Raw genomic sequence first — 23,223 nt, 5'->3', positions numbered from 1 at the left:
GCCCGGACCTGCGAGAATGTGCTCATGGCGAAGGGCGAGTGGGCGCGATTCTGGCAGCACGAGGGTCTGCCGGGCATCGATCTGCTCAGGGCCCGCTACGTCCGGCACACGTTCCCCCGCCACAGTCACGAGGGGTACGTCTTCGGCACGATAACCGGCGGGATCGAGGACGTCGGGCTGCCCGGCGGCGTCGTGCACGCGGGACCCGGCACGGTCGTCATGATCAATCCCGAGGTCCCGCACACCGCGAGGGCCGGGGCGCCCGAGGGATGGGTGTACTCGACTCTGTACCCGTCCTCGCAGGTGGTCGCCGAGATCGCCGCCGAGACCACCACGATCCGTGGCACGCCCGGCTTCGCCGAGACCGATGTGGTGGACCACCGGGCGGCCCGGCTCATCCGCGCGGTCCACCGTGCGGCGGAGGAGGGCAACGCGCTTGCAGCCGACAGCATGCTGCGGATCATGGTTTCGCGGATGCTGTGCCACTACGGCAGCGCCCTGCCCCCTCGCCCGGCACCCACCGCTGGCGCTGGCAACGCCGCGCGCGCCCGTGCGCTGCTGGAGGAGCGGATGGAGGATCCGCCCACGCTCCAGGCTCTGGCCGCCGAGCTCGGCACCAGCCCGTTCGCCCTGCTGAGGGCCTTCCGCGACAGCTACGGAATGCCCCCGCACACCTGGCTCACCGACGCGCGGGTCCGCCGTGCCCGTCGGCTGCTGGACACGGGCACCGCCCCGGCGGAGGCGGCCGTCGCCGTCGGCTTCACCGACCAGCCCCACCTCAACCGGCATTTCGCGCGGATCGTGGGCGTGCCTCCGGGGGCCTACCAGCGGGGCCGCGGGCTCGGCGGGGAGGGCTGAAGCACGTCGGGCGGGACCGGCTGGGTCCGTCGTCGCGCTTCCGGACCCGTCGCGCCGGCACCGTGCAGGACCGGGGCGGGCCGCAGGGCCGTTCACGAGAGGACGGACCGCCGGTACGACCGGACGGACCGCACAGGGCCGGGGACGGACCGCAAGAACGTACAAGACCGTGGACGATCCGCCCCCGTAACGTCCACGGCGTGGCAGAACAGACAGCATCCCCAGAGATACCCGTCGAAGGCGCACGGTCCACAGCGGCCCGTGCGCCCGGGCGCCCGGGCATTCCCGGTGCACCGGTGAAGACCGACTCCGCGGTCGTGAGGGACGCTCTCGGCGTCGGAATCGCCGTGGGCCTCTCCGGCTTCGCCTTCGGCGTCACCGCCGCGGGCGCCGGACTCACCGTCCTGCAGACCTGCGCGCTCAGCCTGCTCGTCTTCACCGGCGCCTCGCAGTTCGCCCTGGTCGGCGCGCTCGCCGCGGGCGGCAACCCGTTCACCGCGGCGGCCGGCGCCTTCTTCCTGGGCACCCGGAACGCCTTCTACGGTCTCAGGCTGTCCCAGCTCCTGGCCCTGCGACGGTCCGTGCGGCCTCTGGCCGCCCACTGGGTCATCGACGAGACCACTGCCGTCTCGCTCGCACAGCCCACCAGGCACGCAGCACGGCTGGGCTTCACCGTCACCGGTCTCACGCTCTACGTGCTGTGGAACCTCACCACGCTGCTGGGCGTGCTCGGGGCCGAGGCGATCGGCGACACCAATGCATGGGGTCTGGACGCCGCCGGACCGGCGGTCTTCCTCGCCCTGCTCGCACCCATGCTTCGCACGACGACCGAGCGGGTCGTCGCCGGTCTCGCAGTCGTGCTGGGGCTCGGCCTGCTGCCGGTGCTGCCCGCCGGGGTGCCGGTGCTGGTCGCGGCGCTCGCCGCGCCCGCCGTCCTCTGGCTCGAAGGCCGCAAGATCATCAATAGTCGGAAGGGAACGGACCGTTGAACGGACCGTTGAACGTATGGATCGCGATCGGCGTGACAGCGGTCGCCTGCTACCTGGTCAAACTGGCCGGTCTCCTGGTCCCCGCAGGGGTGCTCGAGCGACCGCTGGTGCAGCGGCTCGCCGCACTGCTCCCCGTCGCGCTGCTGGCGGCGCTCACGGCTCAGCAGACGTTCAGCGCCGGCGGCGCGCTCGTCGTCGACGCCAGGGCCGCGGGTCTGGGGGCGGCGGCGGTGGCGCTGGTACTGCGCGCGCCCTTCCTCCTTGTCGTCGCGGCAGCCGTCCTTGTCACCGCGGGCGTGCGGGCACTGGGCGGCTGAGGCCTCGCCCGAGGGCGTGCGCGTGCGCGAGCAGGCGCCCAGCAGGACGCGATCGGCGGAACCCGGTGGGCCTCGGCATGCCTCAGCGGATTGATCGCCCGTGCGCCCTGAGCGTCCGGAGTGCCTCGACCGTCACGACCGGGCGGCCCTCCAGGGCGGTGCCCGGGGCCCACTGCTGCCAGGGCACGGGCCATCCGCCGTCCTCCTGCTGCCGGCCGGCGAGGTGATCGAGCGAGAGCTCCATCTCCTCGTCCGTGAACCAGCGTCGGGCCAGCGAGCCGGGCACCCGCGCGTAGTCGTACGGAAAGTGGTGCTCGCCGGGCGCATATCCGGCAGCGACCGGGTACGCGTCCGGCCGGGACGGGTCGAGGACCACGAGGCGCTGCTCGCGCACGAGCCGGCCGAGCCGGTCCGCCGCAGCCTCGGCCCTGGAACGGTCGGGGACGCCGTCCAGGAAGGCGACCGCTGCCTGGATCTCGTACGGATGCGACTTCCCGAGCGCGTCGACCGCCGCCCAGCAGAAGTCCGTCGCCCGGAACAGCCACGCGTGCCACACCTGGTTGCGGTGCAGCAGTCCGACGACCGGCCCGGTGGCCAGGAGCTCGCTCGCGGGGTCGTCGACGACGGGGATGAACGGCGCGGACGGGTAGCCCCGCTGAGAGGGATGGACCGCGGGCAGCGCGCCGTCCCTGGTGGCCACCTGAGTGAGATACCGGCACATCCGCTCGACCCGCAGTCCGCCGCAGCGCCCGATGGAGTCCAGGATGCGCAGCGCATGCAGCGTGTGCAGCGGCTGGCTCACGGGGCCGCGGAGATCGGGTTCGAGGGCGTGCCCGTACCCCCCGTCCTCGTTGAGGTACGCGGTCAGCGCGGCTTCGACCGGGTCCGCGCCCGCACCGAGGAAGTGGTACGCGAACCGTCGCTGCTCGAGCACGCGGGCGGTCAGCCAGACGAAGTGCTCGGCCCGTTCCAGGGGTGTTCCAGCCATGCTCCGACCGTAGGGCGGAAACGGCTCTCGGCAAGGAGGTCGGGCACGGCTGCACTCTCAGGAGCGGGATACTGGAGGCATGCGGTTGACGATTTTCTGGGAACGCATGGAAGAGCACTTCGGTGCGGCCTACGCCGATTCCTTCGCGCGGGACCATGTGATGGCCGAACTCGGCGGCCGCACCGTGTACGACGCACTGGCCGCCGGGTGGGAGACGAAGGACGTGTGGCGCGGGGTGTGTGCGGCGGTGGGGATTCCCGCCGACAAGCGGTAGCCGCCGGGTTTTCCACAGGCCGTCGTCCGGTGGTCGGCGCGGTGAGTGAGACTTGCTCCGTGGCATCGACTGACGAGACCCTCCGTGACGAAGTGCCGCCGATCGCCCCGCCCGGCGTCGGCGGTCCGCAGAGCTGCGCCGGTACCGCGCATCCCGGCGCCGAGGCAAGGGGAGCCAGCGCCGGTGCGACGGAGCCGGACGTCCGTCCCGTGGACACCGCCAACGGGCCGGCTCCCGGGGTTGCTCCGGGCCCGGGGGCCGTCAGCGGGACCGCCCAGCCGGGCGGTCCCATCCGTATGCCCCGCTGGCTTCCGCGGGCCATGGTGCTGGCGCTGGCCCTCTACGCCTGCTTCCAGCTCGGCAGCTGGGCGTTCCACCAGCTCGTCGGGCTGCTGATCAATATTCTGATCTCGTTCTTCCTGGCACTGGCGATCGAGCCGGCGGTGGGCCGCATGGCAGCGCGTGGCATGCGCCGGGGCCTCGCCACCTTCCTCGTCTTCTTCGGGGTGCTGATCGTCGGCGCCGGATTCGTCGTGCTGCTCGGCTCGATGCTGGCGGGTCAGATAGTCGAGATGGTCGAGGACCTTCCCAAGTACCTCGACCAGGTGATCAACTGGATCAACCAGACGTTCCGCACCCAGCTGTCGCGGGTCGCGATACAGGACAGTCTGCTGCGCTCGGACAGGCTGAAGAAATATGTCGAGAACAGCGCGACCGGCGTTCTCGACGTCTCGGCGACGGTGCTCGGCGGACTGTTCAAGCTGCTGACGATCTTTCTGTTCTCCTTCTACTTCGCGGCCGACGGGCCCCGGCTGCGGCGGGCGCTGTGCTCCGTGCTGCCGCCGGCGAAACAGACCGAGGTGCTCCGCGCCTGGGAGATCGCGGTCGACAAGACGGGCGGCTATCTCTACTCGCGCGGTCTGATGGCGCTGATCTCCGGCGTCGCGCACTACATCCTGCTCGCGCTGCTCGGTGTCCCGTACGCCCCGGCGCTGGCGGTGTGGGTGGGGCTGGTCTCGCAGTTCATCCCCACGATCGGTACGTATCTGGCAGGCGCCCTGCCGATGCTGATCGCCTTCACGGTCAACCCCTGGTACGCGCTGTGGGTCCTCGGCTTCGTGCTGGTCTACCAGCAGTTCGAGAACTATGTGCTGCAGCCCAAGCTCACGGCCAGGACCGTGGACATCCACCCCGCGGTGGCGTTCGGCTCGGTCATAGCGGGCACGGCGCTGTTGGGGGCGGTCGGCGCGCTGATCGCGATTCCTGCGGTCGCCACACTCCAGGCCTTCCTCGGCGCGTACGTGAAGCGGTACGCGGTGACGGACGACCCCCGTGTGCATGGCCACCGCCGCCAGGGCGAAGCGGTGGTCGCCCGGCTCCAACGCGTGCTGAGCAGCAGGAGGGAGCAGGCGCCGCCCGCGGGGGACGACGCCTGAGACTGCCCGACCGAGGAGCCTCCCGTCCGAGGGGTGGTGCCGATTCGACAGTCGGCGCGCATGGACCGCCCCGGCCCTCACCTGTGCCCGCTCCGTGAGGCCGACGCCTGTCCTCAGGGCAACCGGGCCGGCCGGCACAGCGCGGGACCGCCGGCCCTCCCGTCAGGGCACATCAGTGGCGTTCCAGCTCCATTGCCGGCAGTGCACGGCGCAGCCAGGACGGCAGCCACCATGCGCTGCGCCCGAGCAGTTGCATGACCGCCGGGACGATCAGACAGCGGATCACGACGGCGTCCAGCAGGATGGCCACCGCCAGCCCGAGTCCGAACTGCTGCAGCATCCGGTCAGGGCTGAGCATGAAGGCCGCGAACACCACGATCATGATCGCCGCCGCAGTGGTGATGACCTTCCCGGTCGCCGCGAGGCCCTCCCGCACCGCACCCTGCGGGTCCTTTGTGCGCTCCCACTCCTCGTGGATCCGGGAGAGCAGGAAGACCTCGTAGTCCATGGAGAGACCGAAGACGATCGCGAAGATCATGACTGGGATGAACGCCTCGATCGGGCCGGGATCGACTCCGAACCAGCCGTGCTGGAAAACGAGAGTGATCGCGCCGAGCGCCGCGCCGATGGACACCAGATTCAGGAGCGCCGCCTTCACCGGGATCAGCACCGAACGGAAGACCGCGAGCAGCAGCAGTGCGGAGAGGCCGACGACGATCGAGACGAACATCGGCATCCGGTCCGAGACGGTCGAGGCGAAGTCCTCCGTGGCCGCCGTAGAGCCCCCCACCAGCAAGTCCGTACCCGTGCGCAGCTCGAGCCGCGGCAGGACGTCACCACGGAGCCGTTCCACGAGCCGTGAGGTCTCCTCGGCCTGCGGCGCGGAGTCCGGGAAGACGATCAGCGTGGCGACCGAACCCCCGTCGGCCGCGAGAGGCGGGGTGGTCGCCGCGATCCCGGGCGTACGTTCCAGAGCGGCCCGCACTTCGCCCGCCGCCGCCACTGCCGTCCCGCTGCCGCTGCCGCTGCCGCTGCCGCTGCCGTCGCCGTCCCCGGTCCCGTCCGCGACCACGATCAGCGGACCGTTGAAACCGGCTCCGAAGCCCTCGGCGAGCATGTCGTACGCCCGCCGACTGGTCCTGGTCTCCGCGTCGTTGCCCGCATCGGCGAAGCCGAGCCGCATATCGAGCGCGGGTGCGGCCAGGGCGCCGAGTGCCACGACCGACACCAGCAGGGCGGCCCACGGCCTGCGCTGCACCCTGTCGGTCCAGCGCCGCCAGCCCGCGCCCTCGGTACGGCCCTTGGCCGCGGTCCTCGCCGCCCGCTTCTCGACCTGCCTGCGCAGTCGGTTCCCGCACAGGCCGAGCAGAGCGGGAAGCAGCGTCAGCGAAGCGACCATCGTCACCAGCACGGTCAGCGCGACCGCCAGCGCGACACCCTGCAGTGACCCCAGCCCCAGCGCCACCAGCCCCATCAGCGCGATGATCACCGTGCAGCCCGCGAAGAAGACCGTGCGTCCAGCGGCGTCCAGCGCCCTGCGGGTCGCGTCCTGCGGGGTCGCACCGCTCAGCAACTCGCCCCGGTAGCGGGAGAAGATCAGCAGCGCGTAGTCGACGCCGACCCCGAGACCGACCAGCATCATGATCGGCGGGGTGAAGTCGGCGACGTCCGCGAGATGCGAGGCGAGCGCGATCAGACCGATCGAACTGCCCACGGCGAACAGCGCAGTGACGACCGGAAGGCTCGCGGCCACCAGCGAACCGAAGAGGAAGACCAGAATCACCAGCGCCCCGAGGACGCCGGCGCCCTCGGCCGCACCGCCCTCTCCTTCCTCCGCTCCGCGCGCCGCGTCACCGCCCACCGCTGTCACCAGTCCATCGCCCTCGATCGACGCCGCCGTGCCGATGAGCTTCCGCACGTGCTCCTTGGGAACGTTCTCGGCCTCGCCGTCGAGGGTCACGGTCGCATAGCCGACGGTGCCGTCCTCGGAGATCGCCGCGGAGTCCTCGTAGGGGCTGCGCACATCCGTCACACCCGGCAGTCCGGCGACCTCGCCGAGCATGCCCTCCACACGCCGCTCGGCCGAGCCGCCGCGGATTCCTCCCGGGTGCTTGACGACGATCTGCACGGTGGCGTCCGCCTGTGCCGATCCGTGCCGCTCCAGCACCGCTCTGGCCCGGTGCGAGTCCGTGCCGGGCAGCGAGAAGTCGTTGTGGTACGAACTGCCGACGGCCGTCGAGGCCAGGGTGACCCCGGCCACGGCCACGACCCAGAGGAGCAGGGCCCACCAGCGGTGCCGGTGCGAGAGAGCGGCGATGCGTTCGAAGGCGCTCGCGCGCTGCCGGATCGCGCGGTCGGTGTCCCGTGTCACGGTCATGGTGGTCTCCTCGTCGAAGTCGGAAGATGCGGGTGGGTCAGAGGTACGAGGGGCGGCTCACCCGGTGCCGGAACATGCGCCACGTCCATACCTGGGCAGCGACCAGCAGCGGAGTGAGGACGAGCAGTGCAGGCACGAGCAGCGCGAGCGTCGCGCCGTCCGCGGCCGACGAGCCGAGTTCCAGCCCTGTTCCCGCCAGCAGCGCCGTGGCACCCATCGACACGGCGGTCAGAGCGAACGACTTCCCGGGCCCGGTCCGGCCGACCAGTCGGCGGGCACGCTCGTAGGGGGCTCCGGTGAGCCGCATCCCGGCGAAGCCGAGCCCGTGCACGGCGAACAGCGCGGCGACCGCGCCCGCCGTGAGGACGGCGACGGGACCGGAGGCGAGCTCGCCAGGCCGCCCGGTGAACAGTGCGGCCAGCAGCCAGCCCCAGGCCGACGCGACCACCCAGCTCCCGCACACCACGGCCGTGTCGCAGACGGCCCGCCAGAGGCGCTCCTCGCGGCGACCGCGCAGCCACAGCCCCATGTCACGGACGATCCACCCGGCGAGCAGCGGTACGACCACGGCGATCTGGCCGCTCAACAGCTCCCCTTCGAGATCCGGGAAACATCCGACGAGCACCCCCGCCGTGGCTATCAGCCACACCTCGTTGCCCAGGAAGAAGGGCGCGAAGGAGGCGATGACCAGCCGGCGTTCACGGTCGTCGCGGCCGAGGTACGGGGCGAGCATCCCGGTGCCGATGTCGGCTCCGGCGAGCACGAAGTAGCCGGTGGCGAAAAAGCCGAGCAGCACGATGGCAAGGGTCTCCACAACCACTCCTCAGTAACTGGACGCGGGGAACGGGTCGGCGGCGTCCCGACCGTCGCCGCCGGTGTGCGTGCGGTCGTCGTGGCCGAGGCCGTGCTCGACGGGGCCGCGGCGCGCGAAACGCACCAGCAGGTGCACGTTGACGGCCGCCAGCACCGCGAACAGGGCGGTGAAGGTGATGAGTGAGGCGCGCATCGCACCGGGGGAGAGGCCGGAGACCGCGTCCTCGGTCCTGAGCAGCCCGTACACCACCCACGGCTGGCGGCCCGCCTCCCGGAACACCCAGCCGCTGATCATCGCCAGGTACGGCAGCGGAACGGAGGCGATCAGCACGACATGCCAGGCGCGGAAGCGGAGGACCGCTCTCCTGAAGAAGGCCATGACGAAGCCCGGCAGGACCAGGTACATCATCAGCGCGAAGCACAGCAGCATCACGATCGCTCCGCCCCGAGTCCATGCCTCGGACGGCACGTAGTCGCCGGGGCCGAACCTGGCGGTCATGTCCGCCTGGAGCTGGTCGATCTCGGCCTTCTTCTGACTGAACACGGCCGATTTCATGGGCTGGAGCGTCGTGAGCGACAGCAGCTGCACCCCGCCGAAGGCCGCCGCGGCGAACAGCGCGGGCACGGACAGGAACACTCCCGTGCGCAGACTCAGCCCGAAGAGTTCCCATTCCGGACTCCTCCGGAAGAGGTGGTACGCGCTGACCCCGGCCATGAAGAAGCCCGCCGTCAGCAGCGCTCCCGCCACGATGTGCCCGAAGGCCAGCAGGGCACTGGGGTTGGTCAGCACGGCCCCTGCATCGGTCAGGACCAGCTTCCCGCCCTCCACGCGGTGTCCCACCGGGTTGTTGAGGAAGCCGTTCGAGACGAGGATCCAGTACGCCGACAGATACGCGGTCAGCGTGACGGTCCAGATCATCGCCAGGTGGACCCAGCGATTGAAGCGGTGCCAGCCGAAGATCCACAGCCCCAGGAACGTCGACTCGACGAAGAACGCGACGATCGTCTCGACGGCGAGCGAGGCGCCGAACACATTGCCCGCGTAGTGGGTGAGACCGCTCCAGCTCAGCCCGAACTGGAACTCCATCACGACGCCGGTGACGATGCCGACCGCGTAGTTGATGACGTACAGCTGCCCCCAGAAGCGCACCATCCTGGCGTGCAGGGGCCTACGGCTGAACGTCGCCCTCGTCTGGATGCAGGCGACGACCGTCGCCAGCCCCAGCGTGAGGGCGACGAAGAGGAAGTGGCCCCCGGCGGTGAGGGCGAACTGGAGCCGCGCAAGATCGAGGACCTCTGCGCTTTCGATGGATTCAGCCACGCCGCAAGCGTCGGCGTACGGCTACGCGCGGAGCGTCGGCCGAGGGTGGTCACCCGGCGTACCCCAGGGGTTGCGGGCCCCGCCCGACGCATACCCCATGAGTTGCGGAAGGTGGGCGAGGCCCCCTAGGGCCTCTCGTGTGGATCTTGCCGGGCTCGTGTGCCCCGGTACGCACGCTCGCCGCGTTGTCGTCGGTCGCCCACGCTCCGCGTGGGCTCCTTCCTCCGCCCTGCGATCGCACGCACCGGACCCCGCTCACCGATCCAGCCTGATCCAAACGAAAGACCCCAGTGACCTGAGTCAGAGATCTTTAGGCAGTTCGATCGGCTCTCGGCTTGCGGCTGGCGATGCCAAGTCGAGTCACACCGTGGTCGACAGTGGACGAGGCAGCCGACATTCGAATCGGAGATCTACCGAGGAATCTCTGACTCAGGTCACTAGGGACCAGCCTCAGCCCAGCCAGCCCGGAGTGATCATGCCCGACTCGTAGGCCAGGATGACGAGCTGCGCCCGGTCCCGTACGTCGAGCTTCGTCATGATCCGGCTGACATGCGTCTTCGCGGTGGCGGGGGAGAGGACGAGCCGTTGCGCGATCTCGTCGTTCGACAGACCGGCCCCCACCAGTCCCATCACCTCACGTTCCCGTTCGGTCAGGGCATTGAGGCGCGGGCTCGGGTCTGGCTGCCTGCCGCGCTTCGCGAACTCGGCGATCAGTCTGCGGGTCACGGCGGGCGCGATCAGCGCATCGCCGCGCGCCACCACCCGTACACCGTGGAGCAGTTCCATCGGCTCCGTGTCCTTCACCAGAAAGCCGGAGGCCCCGGCGCGCAGCGCACCGTAGACATAGTCGTCGACGTCGAAGGTGGTGAGGATGACGACCCGCACATCAGCGAGGCGCTCGTCGCCGGTGATGCGACGGGTGGCGTCCAGGCCGTCGAGGCCTGGCATGCGGATGTCCATCAGGACGACGTCGGGGCGCAGTTCGCGGGCGAGTGCGACGGCCTGCTCGCCGTCGCCCGCCTCGCCGACGACTTCCATGTCGGGCTCGTCCGCCAGGATCGAGCGGAACCCGGCCCGTACCAGCGTCTGGTCGTCAGCGAGCACGACACGAATCATTCCTGGGTCCCCCCGGTGGTGGTGAGCGGCAGCCGGGCGCTCACCCGGAAGCCGTCCGCGGTGTTCTCCGCGGTCAGTTCGCCGCCGAACGCCTTGGCACGCTCGGCCATTCCCCGGATGCCGCTGCCCAGCGCCTGCTCGTCCGCCGAGCCCCGTCCGTCGTCGTCGATCCGCACCCGAACGTCCTCTTCGGTGAACACGATCGTGACCAGTGCGCTGTGAGCCTCTGCATGCCGCGTCACGTTCGTGAGCGACTCCTGCACGATCCGGTACGCGGCCAGGTCGAGCGGAGGGGGCAGCGACCGCGGTGTGCCTTCCGTCCTCGTACGCACCTCGATCCCGGCAGTACGGGCCCGTTCGACGAGCTCGCCGAGCCGGTCGAGTCCCGAGGTCGGCGCGGTCGGCGCCGCCTCGTCGGCCTGGCGCAGCACACCGAGGGTGGCCCGCAGCTCGCGAAGGGCGTCCTTGCTGGTGGCCTTGACGGCTTCCAGCGCCCCCTCGGCGGTGGCCAGCCCCGCGGCGGGCCCGGGCTTCTTGCCGAGTTTGTGCAGCGCGGCGGAGGACTGGACGTTGATCAGGGAGATGCTGTGGCCGAGCACGTCGTGGACCTCGCGGGCTATCCGCAACCGCTCCTCGGTGGCGCCCTGCAGGGCGCGCGCGTCCTGTTCGCGCTCGGCGGCCAGCGCCCGTTGCTCCACCTCGTGGAGATAGGCGATCCGGGTGCGCTGCGCGCGGCCCATTGCCACCAGACTGATCAGCCAGCCCGCGAGCATGAAGAGAGAGGTGTCGTCGATCTGGCGGTTGTCCCCGGTCTGGCGCGCCTCGCCGAAGCCGACAGCGAGCAGCGTGATCACGCCGAGCGCTACCGCGGCGGTGAAACGGCCCTCGGCGCTCGCGGTGTAGAGCGCCAGCGCGAACGCGACCATCAGGGGACCGTCGTAAGCACTGAGGGGGTAGTACACCGTGGACACGACCAGGGTGACGGCGGCGACGGTGACGGGATGCCGACGCCGGAAGGGGAGGGCCCCGCACCCCACGGCGATCAGCACCCAGCCGATCAGGGTGCGGTCCAGCGGCTCGTCCTCGTACCGCATGCTGACCAGCGTCCAGGCAACCACGACGGCGGTGACGACGAGCGTCACGGCGGTGTCGGTGGCCCGTGCGGACAGACGGCCGCCAAGGGCGCGGGAGAGGAGGGCCATGAACGGAAGGATAGGCAGACGCGGGGTGCGAGCAGCGGGGGTTGTGGACGGCCGGGCAGTATGTGGCGGTACGGACCGGTCTCAAGGACCCGGCTTCTCCCGGACGCCTCACCCCGGCCACGCCCTGGCACCGGTCACTGCACCGCCGCGCGGTGGAAGCGGCGGCGCTCCGTCGCATCGCCGGGGTGCGGGAGCGCCAAGGCTCATTCCGGCCCCGTCGCGAGCCGCTCGGCCAGGAAGGCGATGATCTCGTTCCGAGCCTGCACGGTGGGGTGACCGTTCTCGTCGACGAGGTGTGCGGTGACGACGCTGTGGGCGCAGCCGACGACGTCACGGAAGAAGGGCGGAGGGTTCGTGTTCGCCGTCTCGGCCTGGAGTACGCGGCCGTCGAATGCGTCCCCGAGGAGCGCTCGGTAGGCCGCGAACCGCCGGCCGGTGCACCAGCTGTCGTCGTCGAAGCGATAGGCGAGGACCTTCAATCCGTCTCGCGCGACGCGTTCGGCCACGGCAGCTGCGTCTTCGTCGCTGATCTCCAGACCTCCGGGGTCGTCGAGCGGAAGCGACGGATGGTTGACCACCGGTGCGATGACGGCGGGTTCGAGCGCCATGGTCAAGGCGAAGTTGCCGGTGAAACACAGACCGACGGCGCCGACGCCGGGCCCGCCACGCTCGGCGTGCGCCAGGCGGGCGAGGCCGCGCAGCCATGCGACGACCGGGCTGGTGCCGCCACCGGCAAACGCTCGGAACTCGGCGCTGACGCACGCCCGTCGAACGACGGTGTCGCGTGCCTCGGCGAGCGGATAGGCACCGTCGACGCCGAAAAGAGAAGGCAGGTACACGGAGAAGCCGGCATCACGCACCCAACGCGCGAACCGCGCGACGTCGGGGCTGATACCCGGCATCTCGGGCATGAGGACGACCGCCGGTCCCGAACCGGCGACGTACACGGTCTTGTCGACGCCATCGACGCCGACGGCCCTCCGTACGAAGTCGTCCAAGGGGTCGCTCTGTCCTCGCATGATTGTCATGATCGAGATGATGATGAGTGGCCGCCCTCCTGAGAAGCGGCGGCATCGCCATGTATCCCGGTAATATCGCCACCCGTTCAGAGGCGCCGGAGGGGCTGTATGAGTCCGCTGCGAGTCGGTGTGCTGGCCTATCCCGGCTGCTTCGCGTCGGAGGTGTTCGGGGTCCCCGATCTCCTCGCGATGGCGACTCACGTCGCCGCGGCGCAGGGCTCGGTCCAGCCGGCCTACGAGACGTCGGTCGTCTCGCCCCGGCGGCGCGTGATCGCGTCCGGCGGCTCCGTCCTCGACGTCTCGGCGGTTCGCCCGGTGGACGTCCTGATCGTGCCGGGCTTCGAGCTTTCGCCCACTCTCGATCTCGACGCGACACTCGCGGACCTGGGACCGGAAGTGGCGTCGATTCGGTCGCAGGCGGCCTCGGGGACCGCCGTCGTGTCGATCTGCGTGGGTGCCTTCCTGGTCGCTGAAGCCGGGCTCCTCGGCGGACGCGAAGCGACCACGTCCTGGTTGTTCGCGGATCGGTTCGCCCGCCGGTACGCCGATGTGCGCCTCCGCCCGGAGAGCTTGGTCGTGACCGACCGGGGGGTGACGACCACGGCGGCCTTCAGCGCCATGTACGACTTCGCGCTGCAGTTCATCCGCGAGCACGACGGTCCCCGCGTCGCCCGTAGCACCGCGCGTATCGCGCTGGTCGACGATGCGCGTTCCACGCAGGCTCCCTATGTCGACTCGGAGCTCATACCCACTGTGGGCAGGGAGTTCTCGCTCAGCGTCAAGCGGTGGCTCGACCAGAACCTCAAGTCCCGCTATGACCTGCCCGCGCTCGCCCAGGAGTTCCACGTGAGCACGAGAACCATGCTCCGTCGCTTCGGTGACGAAGCCGGCGAGACGCCACTCGCGTACCTGCAGACGGTCAGGGTGCGTCGGGCGAGACACCTGCTGGAGACGACCGACAGGACCGTCGCAAGCATCGCCGCCGACGTCGGCTACCGCGATCCCGGGGCGTTCAGCGGCATCTTTGCCAGACACACGGGCCGGCGGCCGAGGGAGTACCGCGCGACATTCCATCGTCGCGGCGACCACCACGGGTCGACCCGACGACCGGAGACATGAGACCCGTCCGCCGACAGACAGGACCTTCGGGCCGGGCCGAGCGCAGGCTTCCGCAAGCCCGCAAGCCCGCAAGCCCTGCGCCTGCGTGTCTGCAACCCGGCGGGTCACGCTTCGACGGCACGAACCACTGGTCATCGACCTTCGATGATGACGCCGAGCGCGGACGGCGCAGGGCACATGTTCTGTGACTGCGAACCTCGACCATTGCCCTCGAACGTCTGACGACCGGGCAGTTCGTGGCGCCGGAGCCTGACCGGACGGAATTCCGCAGCCGACACCGGACAGCCCTCAGCGCGGCGTGGTGTCGTCGGCCCTGAACGGGCCTCCGTGGCCGGGCACGATCAGGTCCGCGGCGGTCAGCACCCGGAGCCGGGAGGCGCGCAACACCTCACGGTCGGGGGCCACGGGGTCGTCCGCCGGGCCGTCCGCGTGCCACCACAGGTCACCGGCGAAGGCGACCACGCCCGACTCCGTGCCCGCCAGCATCGTGATGTCCTCGGCGCTGTGGCCGGGGGTGCGGATCAGCCGTAGCGACGGGGTGAGTTCGTAACCCTCCGCATCCCGGTTCCTCCACCGATCGCCGAGGTACTCCACCTTGTGGTCGTGCACCCGGGCCCGTCCGAACAGGCCCACGTTCATGGTGTTGTCCGGGTGGTGGTGGCTGAGCACCACGTCGGTGATGTCGTCGGGGCCGAGCCCCAACTCTTCGAGCGGGGCGAGGATGCGGTCGCGACTCGCCACCATGCCCGGGTCGAAGATCACATGCCGGCCGGCGTCGGACACGTAGGAGACGGTGGCGGCGACTCCGGGGCCGGTGGAGCCGACGTATCCGGTGGTCAGGATCGTGTACACGGCGCTGCGGCCGAGCGGTGCGTCTGTCATGGCCTCAATGCTTCCGGGCAGGCCGATCGTTCACGAGTGGCACAGCTGCCGCTGATCGCAGGATTAGTGCCACACTGCACGTGTGCCTCCCTTCGTGACCGTCGCCGCGTACACCCCGCCCGGAGTCGGCATGCTCGCCGTCGGCATCGTCGCCGAGGTCTTCGGCCCGCACGGCGGGACACTGCCCGGCTTCGACTTCGCCCTGTGCACCGACCGGCCCGGGCCGGTCCCCACCGACCTCGGCGTACCGCTCACCATCACGCACGGCCTGGACCGGCTCGCCTCAGCCGATCTGGTGATCGCCCTGCCGTGGGCCGGCTTCCGCACACCACCCGCTCCCGCCGTGCTCGATGCGCTGTCGGCCGCACACGAGCGCGGCTCACTGGTCGCGGCCCACTGCGTCGGCGCTTTCGCGCTCGCCGCCGCCGGACTGCTCGACGGTCGGCGGGCCACCACCCACTGGCGGTTCGCCGAACTGCTCGCCCGCCGCCACCCCGAAGTCACCGTCGAACCCGACGCCCTCTACATCGACGAAGGACACCTCATCACGGGCGCGGGCGCCGCCGCGGGCTTCGATCTCTGCCTGCACCTGCTGAGGCGGGAGTACGGAGCAGCGATGGCCAACGCTGTTGCCCGGGACGTGGTGCTGCCCTCCCACCGCGACGGCGGGCAGGCACAGTACCTGGCCGCCCCCGTCCCCGAAGACTGCCGCGACGAGCGTCTCGCCGGGGTACTCGCGTGGGCCCGCGAGAACCTCCACGAGCCGCTTCCCGTCGCGGAACTGGCCCGGCGTGCCTTGATGAGCAAACGCTCCTTCGCCCGCCGCTTCACCGCCGCGACCGGCACCACCCCCCACGCCTGGCTGCGGAGCCTGCGTCTGAGCAGCGCCGAGGAGCTCCTGGAGACCACGGACCTGCCGGTCGAGGAGATCGCCCACCGCGTCGGATACGGAAGCGCGGCCGTCCTGCGCGAACAGTTCGTGCGCCGCCGGGGAGTGCCGCCCCGCTCCTACCGCCGCTCCTTCACGAACACGCCGTAACGAACAGGGTCAGGAGAGCCCACGCCGCTCCGAGCAAGGCCGCCTCCCGCTCCCGCGGGCACCTGGCCACGGCGTGAGCTGCGGGACTCTTCCGGCCGAACCGTCTCGGCATTCGAGCAAGATCCACTGGCGAAGTTCTCCGCATCCCAGAGCAACGGCACCCATGAAGCCAAGCCACTTCGCCACTCAAGATTCCTCATTGCAGGTCAGAGCGACTGACTCAGGGACGACTCAGTGGCACGGGACAGCTTGACACCAAAATCGAACATCCATTCTTATGGGATTCCCCGGCCCGTGGATCCCGGCTTTCCGGTCGAGGTTTTCCACAGGCCGGACGGACGTCGGGGCGCATTGTCAGTGGCAGGGGTTAGCGTCTGTGACGTGAAGCGATCGACTCAAGCATCCCGGGTGGAACCCATGGCAGGAACCGACCGCGAGAAGGCGCTCGACGCCGCGCTCGCGCAGATTGAACGGCAATTCGGCAAGGGCGCTGTGATGCGCCTGGGCGAGCGGCCGAACGAGCCCATCGAGGTCATCCCCACCGGGTCGACCGCCCTCGACGTCGCCCTCGGTGTCGGCGGCCTGCCGCGCGGCCGAGTGGTGGAGGTGTACGGGCCGGAGTCCTCCGGCAAGACGACCCTGACCCTGCACGCCGTGGCCAACGCCCAGAAGGCCGGCGGACAGGTCGCCTTCGTGGACGCCGAGCACGCCCTCGACCCCGAGTACGCGAAGAAGCTCGGCGTCGACATCGACAACCTGATCCTGTCCCAGCCCGACAACGGCGAGCAGGCTCTCGAGATCGTCGACATGCTCGTCCGCTCCGGCGCTCTCGACCTCATCGTCATCGACTCCGTCGCCGCGCTCGTCCCGCGCGCGGAGATCGAGGGCGAGATGGGCGACTCCCACGTGGGTCTCCAGGCCCGGCTGATGAGCCAGGCGCTCCGGAAGATCACCAGCGCACTCAACCAGTCCAAGACCACCGCGATCTTCATCAACCAGCTCCGCGAGAAGATCGGCGTGATGTTCGGCTCGCCGGAGACCACGACCGGTGGTCGCGCGCTCAAGTTCTACGCATCGGTGCGCATCGACATCCGCCGTATCGAGACGCTCAAGGACGGCACGGAGGCGGTCGGCAACCGGACCCGCTGCAAGGTCGTGAAGAACAAGGTGGCACCGCCCTTCAAGCAGGCCGAGTTCGACATCCTGTACGGCCAGGGCATCAGCCGCGAGGGCGGCCTCATCGACATGGGCGTGGAGCACGGCTTCGTCCGCAAGGCGGGCGCCTGGTACACGTACGAGGGCGACCAGCTCGGCCAGGGCAAGGAGAACGCCCGGAACTTCCTCAAGGACAACCCCGACCTGGCCAACGAGATCGAGAAGAAGATCAAGGAGAAGCTGGGCGTCGGCGTCAGCCCGGAGGCTCCGTCGGCCGAGCCGGGTGCGGACGCGGCGGGCACCGCGGCTTCCGCCGATGAGCCCGCGAAGTCGGTGCCCGCGCCCGCCACGAAGGCGACCAAGGCCACCAAGGCGGCTGCTTCGAGCAAGAGCTGAGCCCGCCCATGACCCGGCGCACCGAATGGCCGGGCGACAGCCCCGATTCGTCGAGGGCCGAGAAGGAGCTGTCGCCCCAGGATCCGGCTGAGCGGGCGCGGGCGATCTGCCTGCGCCTGCTCACCGGCACCCCGCGTACGCGCAAGCAGCTCCGCGATGCGCTGCACAAGAGGGACATCCCGGAAGATGTCGCCGATGAGGTCCTGTCCAGGTTCGAGGACGTCGGCCTCATCGACGATGCGGCGTTCGCGGAAGCCTGGGTGGAGTCCCGGCACCATGGGCGGGGCCTGGCCCGCCGGGCTCTTGCAAGGGAACTGCGGACCAAGGGCATCGAGTCGTCGCTGATCGACGAGGCGGTCGGTCAGCTCGACCCGGACCAGGAGGAGGCAACGGCCCGCGAGCTGGTCGCCCGAAAACTCCGGGCCACTCGCGGTCTCGACCGGGATCGCCGACTGCGCCGCCTTGCGGGCATGCTCGCCCGCAAGGGATATGCGGAGGGCATGGCTCTGCGCGTGGTGCGTCAGGCACTGGAGGAAGAGGGCGAGGACACCGAGGGCCTGGACGACGGCTGCGACGACCTCTACTGACCGGAGTCCAGTGAGTTCAGCCCCGGTCCTGCCCGGTCACCGGCAATGCACTGCCTGCTGCCAGGAACGACCACAGCCGTTCGTCGGCTCCCAGGATCGACCCTCTGCATCAAGGGCCTGGCCCGGGCGACCGGCAGCCCCTGGGCCATCACTACAGGTGGCATCACGAGCGCCCTCTGTGCAGAAAGAGGCGGCCGTCATGAAGAACCGTCATGAAACAGGGGCGGCCGTGGCCGGCCGCCCCTGACTCAGCCCGTCATGCCTCAGGGCTTGGGCGTGGCGTGCGGGGTGCACGTCACATCGCGGCTGTCCAGCTTGCCGCTGAGCAGGTAGGAGTCCACCCGCTCGTTGATGCACGGGTTGACCAGACCGGTCACACCGTGCGAGCCGGCGTCCTTCTCGATGATCAGACGCGAGCCCTTGAGCCGCTTGTGCAGCTCGACGGCGCCCCCGAAGGGAGTGGCGGCGTCACGGGTCGCCTGCACGATGAGCACCGGCGGCAGGCCCTTGCCGGTCCGCACCTGCACCGGGGTGTGCTGCTTCGAGGACCAAGTGGCGCACGGCAGGTTCATCCAGGCGTTGGCCCAGGTCATGAACGGGTGGTCCTTGTGCAGCCGGGTGTTGTCCCGGTCCCACTTCTTCCAGCTGGTGGGCCACTTGGCGTCGGCGCACTCGACGGCCGTGTAGACGGCATTGCCGTTCTCCGAGGCGATGTTGCCCTTGGTGTCGGACAGGTCGGGTGCCGCGGCGTCGACGAGTGCCTGGGTGTCACCGGCGAGGTACTTGCTCCAGGTCTGGGCGACGGGCACCCAGGACGAGTCGTAGTACGGGGCGCTCTGGAAGAAACTGATGAGTTCGGCCGGGCCGACGACCCCACCGAGCGGCTTCTTCTTCGCGGTGGCCCGCAGCTCGACCCACTGCTGCTCGACCTTCTCCGGTGTGTCACCGATGTGGAAGACGGCGTCGTTCTTGGCGACCCATGCCTTCCAGTCGTCCCAGCGCATCTGGAACGCAACATCCTGGTCCAGGTTCGCCTGGTACCAGATCTTCTCGCGCGACGGGTCGACCACGCTGTCGACGATCATGCGCCGGACATGGCCGGGGAACAGGGTCGCGTAGACCGCACCGAGGTAGGTGCCGTAGGAGACGCCCAGGAAGTTGAGCTTCTTCTCACCGAGTGCGGCCCGGACGACGTCCAGGTCACGCGCCGTGTTCGGCGTGGTCATGTGCGGGAGCATCCAGCCGCTGCGCTCGGCGCACCCGTCCGCGTATTCGGCGGCGAGCTTGCGTTGCGCTCGCTTGTCGGCCTCGCTGTCGGGCACCGGGTCGAGCTTCGGCGCCTTGACGAACTCCTGCGGGTCGACGCAGGAGATGGGCGTCGAGTGGCCGACGCCGCGGGGGTCGAAGCCCACGAAGTCATAGGCCTTCGCGGTCTTGGCCCACAGTGGGCTCTTGTTGGTCACCCTGGCCGGGAAGCGCAGCCCGGATCCGCCCGGGCCTCCCGGGTTGTAGATCAGGGCGCCCTGTCGCTCTTCCTTGGTCCCGGTGTTTCCGATACGGTCCACGGCAATCTTGATCTGCTTGCCGTTCGGCCGCGCGTAGTCCAGCGGTACGCTCACGAAACCGCACTGGATGGGCTTGGCGAGCCCCCAGTCCTCCGGGCAGTCCGCCCAGTCGATCCCCTTCTTGGCCGCCCGCTCCGCGGCGACCTGGACGCCCCGGGCTTCGGACCATCCATGGCTGCGGCTGTCGGCACTGGCCGCCGGAGCCGCCATCGCACCCGCTATGAGGGTGCCCGCGACCAGAGTGCCGGCCGAGCCGAGCACTACTGTGCGTCTCACGTAGAACCTCCCCCTGATGTTGTGGAGTTGACCGGGAGATCCTTTCGTGGGCAGCGCGGCGCGGAACAGGGCGGACCGGTGTTCTTTACCGAACCAATAACCGGTGCGACAAGTACCGCTCAGCGGTGCAACTCCATGGACGGGTCGACCGGTTGGGCAGGAGCGGGCCACCCAGTGCGACGCATGCTCCTCGACGGGTTCGGTCGATGTCGGCCCGGGAAGGGGCCGTGGCGCCAGGACGGGGCACCGGTGCGTGGGGCCGTGGGCGTCGCATCCGTGGCCCATCGCCTGCGGGTGTCGCCCGGGCACCCGGTTGCGAGGGTCCGACGAGATCGTGACCGGCCCTTCCCCAACAGGCCCCCACCACGCACGAGATCACCGGCCCGTGTCCGCAAGGTCCCGGCCGGTCCGCGACCTCCGCCCGGCCGGCCCGCTGCGTCGTCGGGCCCACCCGAGTGCGTCACGAGAGCAGCCGCCGTACGACCGCACGCCGGGGCAGCGACGTCCGTGCGACTGCACACCGCGGGCAGCGACGTCCGTGAGACCGCACGCCGCGGGCAGCGACGTCCGTGAGACCGCACGCCGCGGGCAGCGACGTCCGTGCGGACGACGCTGCCGTGGCGAGACGTCCCGGGCTTACGGCACCTGCACCGGCAGGCCCTCCGCCCGCCAGGCCTGGAAGCCACCCACCAGATCCGTCGCCCGGTGCAGCCCCAACTGCCTGAGCGAGGCGGCCGCGAGGGACGAGGCGTAGCCCTCGTTGCAGACGACCACGATGTGCAGATCGTGGCTCGTGGCCTCGGGCGCGCGATGGCTGCCCTGGGGATCGAGCCGCCATTCCAGCTCATTGCGCTCCACCACCAGCGCACCCGGGATGAGTCCGTCCCGCTCCCTCAGCGCCGCATAGCGGATGTCGACCAGCAGCGCCCCGTTCGCCGCGGCATCGAAGGCCTCGTGCGGCCCGACCCGTACCAGACCTTCCCTGACCCGTTCCAGCAACTCGTCGACACCCAGCGGGTTCCCGCGCCGCTCGCTCACTGCCAGTCCTCCGGACGCTCGACCTGTTCGAGTCGGAGCATTGCCCCGGTCCGGCTGAAACGCCGGAGCAGTGGCAGCGGTGGAAAGTACGCATGGACCGATACCGCGTGTTCGGTCTCCGAGGCGTTGAGCACCTCGTGCACATGGTGCTGTCCGAACGCCCGCCCCCGGCCGGGACCCAAGCGCCGCTCGCGGTCCACCCCTTCCGCCAGCTCCAGTGTCTTCCAGCCGTCGGCCGGGAGCCTCACGGTGAGCGAGTGCTCCCTGAGCTCACCGGAGGCCGTCGCGAATGCGCCGATCGACTCGGCGTGGTCGTGCCAGCCGGTTCCGGTGCCCGGCGGCCAGCCGATCAGCCAGGCCTCGCTGCCGCCCGGTCCTTCGAGCCGCACCCAGGTGCGGCCCTCGGGGTCCAGGGGGAGCGAGGCCATCAGTTCGGTGTCGGCGGCGGTGCGTCGGACGAAGTCGAGGAGATCGGCCGCGGTGGGCGCGGCCGACGCCGTGGGTACGGCAGCAGACTGAGGCACGGGAACCGTCCTGGAAGTTCGCAGAGGTGTGCGCGGCCCGGCCCAGGAGGGAGCGGACGCTGTTGCGCGGAGGGAAGAGGCGAATCAGCAGGACGGACGACACACGCAGCCCGCATAGCGGAGCAGGTCCATATGGACCCTCCGCCACAGGCGCACATGGGTGTCGGTCATGTTCCGGAGTACACCATGCACGCCTGTGGCGGTCAATTGATGTCCGCAGTGCGGTCGGCGGCGCGGTCCGAGCGTACGGACGGTGATTCCGGTTCGCCCCCGCGCGCGCTGTCAGCCGCCGCGAACAGCTCGGCCGGGTGCACCCCGCCGAAGGCCGCGACGAGATGCCCGTCGGGCCGTACGAGCAGCACCGTGTGCGCCGAGGCTCCCGGGTAGCACTCGGTGACCAGCAGTTCCGCCCGGACCGGCAGGGCCTCGACGGCCTGGACCAGCCGTGGCATCACACCGGCCGTGACCCAGTGCCGCCGGTCCCAGACGCCCGTTCCGGGCGCGACCAGGACGACCAGCAACCTGCCCAGCCCGAGCCGGTCCCGCAGCCGTACGGTCGTGCCGTCCGGTGCCGTGACCCGGGCGTCGGCCACCGGTGCTCCGTACGGAGTACCGACGGCGGTGTGTCCCTCGGTCTGCCGTGGCTGGAGCGGGGAGTGCCGGTACGAGGGGGGCGCGCCCAGTGGCCCGAGCCCGAGATGCGCGTCGGTCAGCATGGTGTCGTGCCCACGCGCGGCACCCGGTAGATAGGTCCGCAGCCCACCGCTGCCCCGCAGTATCGGCAAGGACTGGTCTGCGGCACGCAGCCGCGCGGCAACGGCCGTCCGCCGCTCCGCCTGGTAGCTGTCGAGCAGAGTGTCCGAGGCGCCGTGGTGCCAGGCATGGGCGAGCTTCCAGGCCAGGTTCTCGGCGTCGCGGAACCCCTCGTCGAGTCCCTGCGTGCCCACCGCACCGAGGAGGTGTGCCGCGTCCCCGGCGAGGAAGGCCCGGTCCACCCGCCAGCGCCTGGCCAGCCGGTGGTGCAGGGTGTAGACGCCCGTGTCGACGAGGTCGTACTGCGGCGGACCGTCGCACCAGCCGGACAGGGTGTCCCGCACCCGCGACACCAGGGCGTCGGGCGTCACCAGCTCGCCGCGGGCCGGTAGCAGCCAGTCCAGCCGCCAGGCGCCGTCGGGCAGCGGCCTGGCCGTGACCTCCTCGCCACCCGATCGCCACGGCGGCAGCCGGTGCAGCACCGCCTCGTCGGGCCACGGCAGCTCGGCCCGCAGCGCGGCGACGGCATGACGCTCCACGGCGGTACGGCCCGGGAACCGGACGCCGAGCAGTTTGCGCACCGTCGACCGCGCCCCGTCGCAGCCGACCAGATAACTCCCGCGCCACCACGTCGCCTCGGGCCCGCGCGTGTGCGCGGTCACACCGCTGTCGTCCTGCTCCAGTGCGTCGAGCCGACTGTGGGTCGCGACCTGGACCAGATCGGCATCCGCAATGGCGTCCCGCAGTCCGCGCAGCAGGGCGTGCTGCGGAATGTGCAGCGGCGCCGGGAAGTCGTCCCCGCCGAGCTCCAGCGCCCGCAGCTCCTGCTTGCGCCGCAGCGATCGCCAGCCGACCCAGCGGGCACCCTCGTCACGGATCGTGGCACAGCCGAGCCGCTCCATCAGGGCCGCGGTGTCGGCACGGAGCACGACCGTACGGGCCGGGCGCGGCTCGTCCTTTCCCGCGCCTTCGTCGAGAACGACGGAAGGAACGCCCTGCGCGGCCAGAGCCAGCGACAGCGCAAGCCCGACGGGGCCCGCGCCGACGATGATCACCGGGTCCACGGCGCTGCTCCTGAGGCCTGCCGGGTCGGAGGGAATGGTGAGGACGGGCTGGCCGGAGCTGGGTGCGCGATCACAGAACGTATGCAACCCACTGCCGCTGCCCCCGTCAAGCGAC

22 protein-coding genes are annotated in these 23,223 nt (G+C 70.4%); 9 read left to right on the top strand and 13 right to left on the bottom strand.

Annotation, left to right across the window (positions count from 1 at the left end; all coding sequences use genetic code 11):
- Positions 1 to 24 precede the first annotated feature (24 nt).
- From AC068D_RS28300 to AC068D_RS28290, 3 genes are all read left to right on the top strand, one after another.
- Positions 25 to 858 carry an AraC family transcriptional regulator gene (locus tag AC068D_RS28300; RefSeq protein ID WP_478825918.1) on the top strand — a complete coding sequence of 278 codons (834 nt, stop codon included), beginning with the start codon at positions 25 to 27 and terminating at the stop codon, positions 856 to 858.
- Between the two features lie 200 nt (positions 859 to 1,058).
- The gene (locus tag AC068D_RS28295; RefSeq protein ID WP_478825917.1) at positions 1,059 to 1,847 is read left to right on the top strand and encodes an AzlC family ABC transporter permease; all 789 of its coding nucleotides are present in this window, start codon (positions 1,059 to 1,061) and stop codon (positions 1,845 to 1,847) included.
- 8 nt (positions 1,848 to 1,855) lie between these two features.
- On the top strand, positions 1,856 to 2,164 hold the full coding sequence (locus tag AC068D_RS28290) for an AzlD domain-containing protein (protein ID WP_478825938.1): 309 nt from the start codon (positions 1,856 to 1,858) through the stop codon (positions 2,162 to 2,164).
- A gap of 82 nt (positions 2,165 to 2,246) precedes the next feature.
- Here the strand turns inward: AC068D_RS28290 and AC068D_RS28285 are convergent, their stop codons facing one another.
- A complete protein-coding gene (locus tag AC068D_RS28285; RefSeq protein ID WP_478825916.1) occupies positions 2,247 to 3,152 on the bottom strand; it encodes a hypothetical protein in 906 nt (301 codons plus the stop codon).
- 79 nt (positions 3,153 to 3,231) lie between these two features.
- On the opposite strand from AC068D_RS28285, the gene AC068D_RS28280 reads away from it, so the two are divergent.
- Entirely contained in the window at positions 3,232 to 3,426 is a 195-nt protein-coding gene (locus tag AC068D_RS28280) for a DUF3046 domain-containing protein (RefSeq protein WP_478825915.1), read from the top strand.
- 296 nt (positions 3,427 to 3,722) lie between these two features.
- Positions 3,723 to 4,862, top strand: coding sequence for an AI-2E family transporter (locus AC068D_RS28275; protein ID WP_478825937.1), 1,140 nt, complete (start codon positions 3,723 to 3,725; stop codon positions 4,860 to 4,862).
- A 172-nt stretch (positions 4,863 to 5,034) separates the two neighbouring features.
- Here the strand turns inward: AC068D_RS28275 and AC068D_RS28270 are convergent, their stop codons facing one another.
- From AC068D_RS28270 to AC068D_RS28245, 6 genes are all read right to left on the bottom strand, one after another.
- Positions 5,035 to 7,239, bottom strand: a complete 2,205-nt coding sequence (locus tag AC068D_RS28270) for an MMPL family transporter (RefSeq protein WP_478825914.1) — start codon at positions 7,237 to 7,239, stop codon at positions 5,035 to 5,037.
- A 37-nt stretch (positions 7,240 to 7,276) separates the two neighbouring features.
- Positions 7,277 to 8,053 carry a cytochrome d ubiquinol oxidase subunit II gene (locus AC068D_RS28265; RefSeq protein WP_478825913.1) on the bottom strand — a complete coding sequence of 259 codons (777 nt, stop codon included), beginning with the start codon at positions 8,051 to 8,053 and terminating at the stop codon, positions 7,277 to 7,279.
- Between the two features lie 9 nt (positions 8,054 to 8,062).
- The gene (locus AC068D_RS28260) at positions 8,063 to 9,373 is read right to left on the bottom strand and encodes a cytochrome ubiquinol oxidase subunit I (protein ID WP_478825912.1); all 1,311 of its coding nucleotides are present in this window, start codon (positions 9,371 to 9,373) and stop codon (positions 8,063 to 8,065) included.
- Positions 9,374 to 9,823: 450 nt separating this feature from the next.
- A complete protein-coding gene (locus tag AC068D_RS28255; protein ID WP_478825911.1) occupies positions 9,824 to 10,489 on the bottom strand; it encodes a response regulator in 666 nt (221 codons plus the stop codon).
- Positions 10,486 to 11,691, bottom strand: coding sequence for a sensor histidine kinase (locus AC068D_RS28250; protein WP_478825910.1), 1,206 nt, complete (start codon positions 11,689 to 11,691; stop codon positions 10,486 to 10,488). Before AC068D_RS28250 ends, AC068D_RS28255 begins: the two co-directional genes overlap by 4 nt.
- A gap of 203 nt (positions 11,692 to 11,894) precedes the next feature.
- Positions 11,895 to 12,719 carry a dienelactone hydrolase family protein gene (locus tag AC068D_RS28245; RefSeq protein WP_478825909.1) on the bottom strand — a complete coding sequence of 275 codons (825 nt, stop codon included), beginning with the start codon at positions 12,717 to 12,719 and terminating at the stop codon, positions 11,895 to 11,897.
- Between the two features lie 99 nt (positions 12,720 to 12,818).
- Here AC068D_RS28245 and AC068D_RS28240 point away from each other — a divergent pair, with 99 nt between their 5' ends.
- Positions 12,819 to 13,829 (top strand): GlxA family transcriptional regulator, encoded by a 1,011-nt coding sequence (locus AC068D_RS28240; protein ID WP_478825908.1) that lies wholly within the window; start codon positions 12,819 to 12,821, stop codon positions 13,827 to 13,829.
- 288 nt (positions 13,830 to 14,117) lie between these two features.
- Here the strand turns inward: AC068D_RS28240 and AC068D_RS28235 are convergent, their stop codons facing one another.
- On the bottom strand, positions 14,118 to 14,711 hold the full coding sequence (locus tag AC068D_RS28235; protein ID WP_478825907.1) for an MBL fold metallo-hydrolase: 594 nt from the start codon (positions 14,709 to 14,711) through the stop codon (positions 14,118 to 14,120).
- Positions 14,712 to 14,841: 130 nt separating this feature from the next.
- On the opposite strand from AC068D_RS28235, the gene AC068D_RS28230 reads away from it, so the two are divergent.
- From AC068D_RS28230 to recX, 3 genes are all read left to right on the top strand, one after another.
- Positions 14,842 to 15,750: a GlxA family transcriptional regulator gene (locus AC068D_RS28230; RefSeq protein ID WP_478825936.1), complete on the top strand. Its 909-nt coding sequence runs from the start codon at positions 14,842 to 14,844 to the stop codon at positions 15,748 to 15,750.
- A gap of 417 nt (positions 15,751 to 16,167) precedes the next feature.
- Positions 16,168 to 17,301 (top strand): recombinase RecA, encoded by a 1,134-nt coding sequence (gene recA, locus AC068D_RS28225; RefSeq protein WP_478825906.1) that lies wholly within the window; start codon positions 16,168 to 16,170, stop codon positions 17,299 to 17,301.
- Positions 17,298 to 17,888, top strand: coding sequence for a recombination regulator RecX (recX, locus tag AC068D_RS28220; protein ID WP_478825935.1), 591 nt, complete (start codon positions 17,298 to 17,300; stop codon positions 17,886 to 17,888). Before recA ends, recX begins: the two co-directional genes overlap by 4 nt.
- Positions 17,889 to 18,151: 263 nt before the next feature.
- Here the strand turns inward: recX and AC068D_RS28215 are convergent, their stop codons facing one another.
- The 5 genes from AC068D_RS28215 to AC068D_RS28195 form a co-directional block, all read right to left on the bottom strand.
- Entirely contained in the window at positions 18,152 to 19,729 is a 1,578-nt protein-coding gene (locus AC068D_RS28215) for an alpha/beta hydrolase (RefSeq protein ID WP_478825905.1), read from the bottom strand.
- 636 nt (positions 19,730 to 20,365) lie between these two features.
- Entirely contained in the window at positions 20,366 to 20,767 is a 402-nt protein-coding gene (locus AC068D_RS28210; protein ID WP_478825904.1) for a rhodanese-like domain-containing protein, read from the bottom strand.
- Complete coding sequence (locus AC068D_RS28205; RefSeq protein WP_478825903.1) at positions 20,764 to 21,291, bottom strand: cupin domain-containing protein; 528 nt, start codon at positions 21,289 to 21,291, stop codon at positions 20,764 to 20,766. The genes AC068D_RS28210 and AC068D_RS28205 overlap by 4 nt, the downstream gene beginning before the upstream one ends.
- Positions 21,292 to 21,375: 84 nt before the next feature.
- Positions 21,376 to 21,462 (bottom strand): putative leader peptide, encoded by an 87-nt coding sequence (locus AC068D_RS28200; RefSeq protein WP_343235428.1) that lies wholly within the window; start codon positions 21,460 to 21,462, stop codon positions 21,376 to 21,378.
- 32 nt (positions 21,463 to 21,494) lie between these two features.
- Complete coding sequence (locus AC068D_RS28195; protein ID WP_478825902.1) at positions 21,495 to 23,108, bottom strand: FAD-dependent monooxygenase; 1,614 nt, start codon at positions 23,106 to 23,108, stop codon at positions 21,495 to 21,497.
- Positions 23,109 to 23,223 lie beyond the last annotated feature (115 nt).

Source organism: Streptomyces sp. NPDC043861 (assembly GCF_056435905.1).
This window is presented reverse-complemented; position numbering and strand designations above follow the sequence as displayed.

What these genes read in the sequence shown, in the direction of transcription:
- AC068D_RS28255 (WP_478825911.1), bottom strand. Translation starts at nt 10,489, where the DNA reads ATGATTCGTGTCGTGCTCGCTGACGACCAGACGCTGGTACGGGCCGGG.
- AC068D_RS28200 (WP_343235428.1), bottom strand. Translation starts at nt 21,462, where the DNA reads ATGACCGACACCCATGTGCGCCTGTGGCGGAGGGTCCATATGGACCTG.
- AC068D_RS28245 (WP_478825909.1), bottom strand. Translation starts at nt 12,719, where the DNA reads ATGACAATCATGCGAGGACAGAGCGACCCCTTGGACGACTTCGTACGG.
- AC068D_RS28280 (WP_478825915.1), top strand. Translation starts at nt 3,232, where the DNA reads ATGCGGTTGACGATTTTCTGGGAACGCATGGAAGAGCACTTCGGTGCG.
- AC068D_RS28275 (WP_478825937.1), top strand. Translation starts at nt 3,723, where the DNA reads ATGCCCCGCTGGCTTCCGCGGGCCATGGTGCTGGCGCTGGCCCTCTAC.
- AC068D_RS28300 (WP_478825918.1), top strand. Translation starts at nt 25, where the DNA reads ATGGCGAAGGGCGAGTGGGCGCGATTCTGGCAGCACGAGGGTCTGCCG.
- AC068D_RS28235 (WP_478825907.1), bottom strand. Translation starts at nt 14,711, where the DNA reads ATGACAGACGCACCGCTCGGCCGCAGCGCCGTGTACACGATCCTGACC.
- recA (WP_478825906.1), top strand. Translation starts at nt 16,168, where the DNA reads ATGGCAGGAACCGACCGCGAGAAGGCGCTCGACGCCGCGCTCGCGCAG.
- AC068D_RS28285 (WP_478825916.1), bottom strand. Translation starts at nt 3,152, where the DNA reads ATGGCTGGAACACCCCTGGAACGGGCCGAGCACTTCGTCTGGCTGACC.
- AC068D_RS28270 (WP_478825914.1), bottom strand. Translation starts at nt 7,239, where the DNA reads ATGACCGTGACACGGGACACCGACCGCGCGATCCGGCAGCGCGCGAGC.
- AC068D_RS28240 (WP_478825908.1), top strand. Translation starts at nt 12,819, where the DNA reads ATGAGTCCGCTGCGAGTCGGTGTGCTGGCCTATCCCGGCTGCTTCGCG.
- AC068D_RS28230 (WP_478825936.1), top strand. Translation starts at nt 14,842, where the DNA reads ATGCTCGCCGTCGGCATCGTCGCCGAGGTCTTCGGCCCGCACGGCGGG.
- AC068D_RS28250 (WP_478825910.1), bottom strand. Translation starts at nt 11,691, where the DNA reads ATGGCCCTCCTCTCCCGCGCCCTTGGCGGCCGTCTGTCCGCACGGGCC.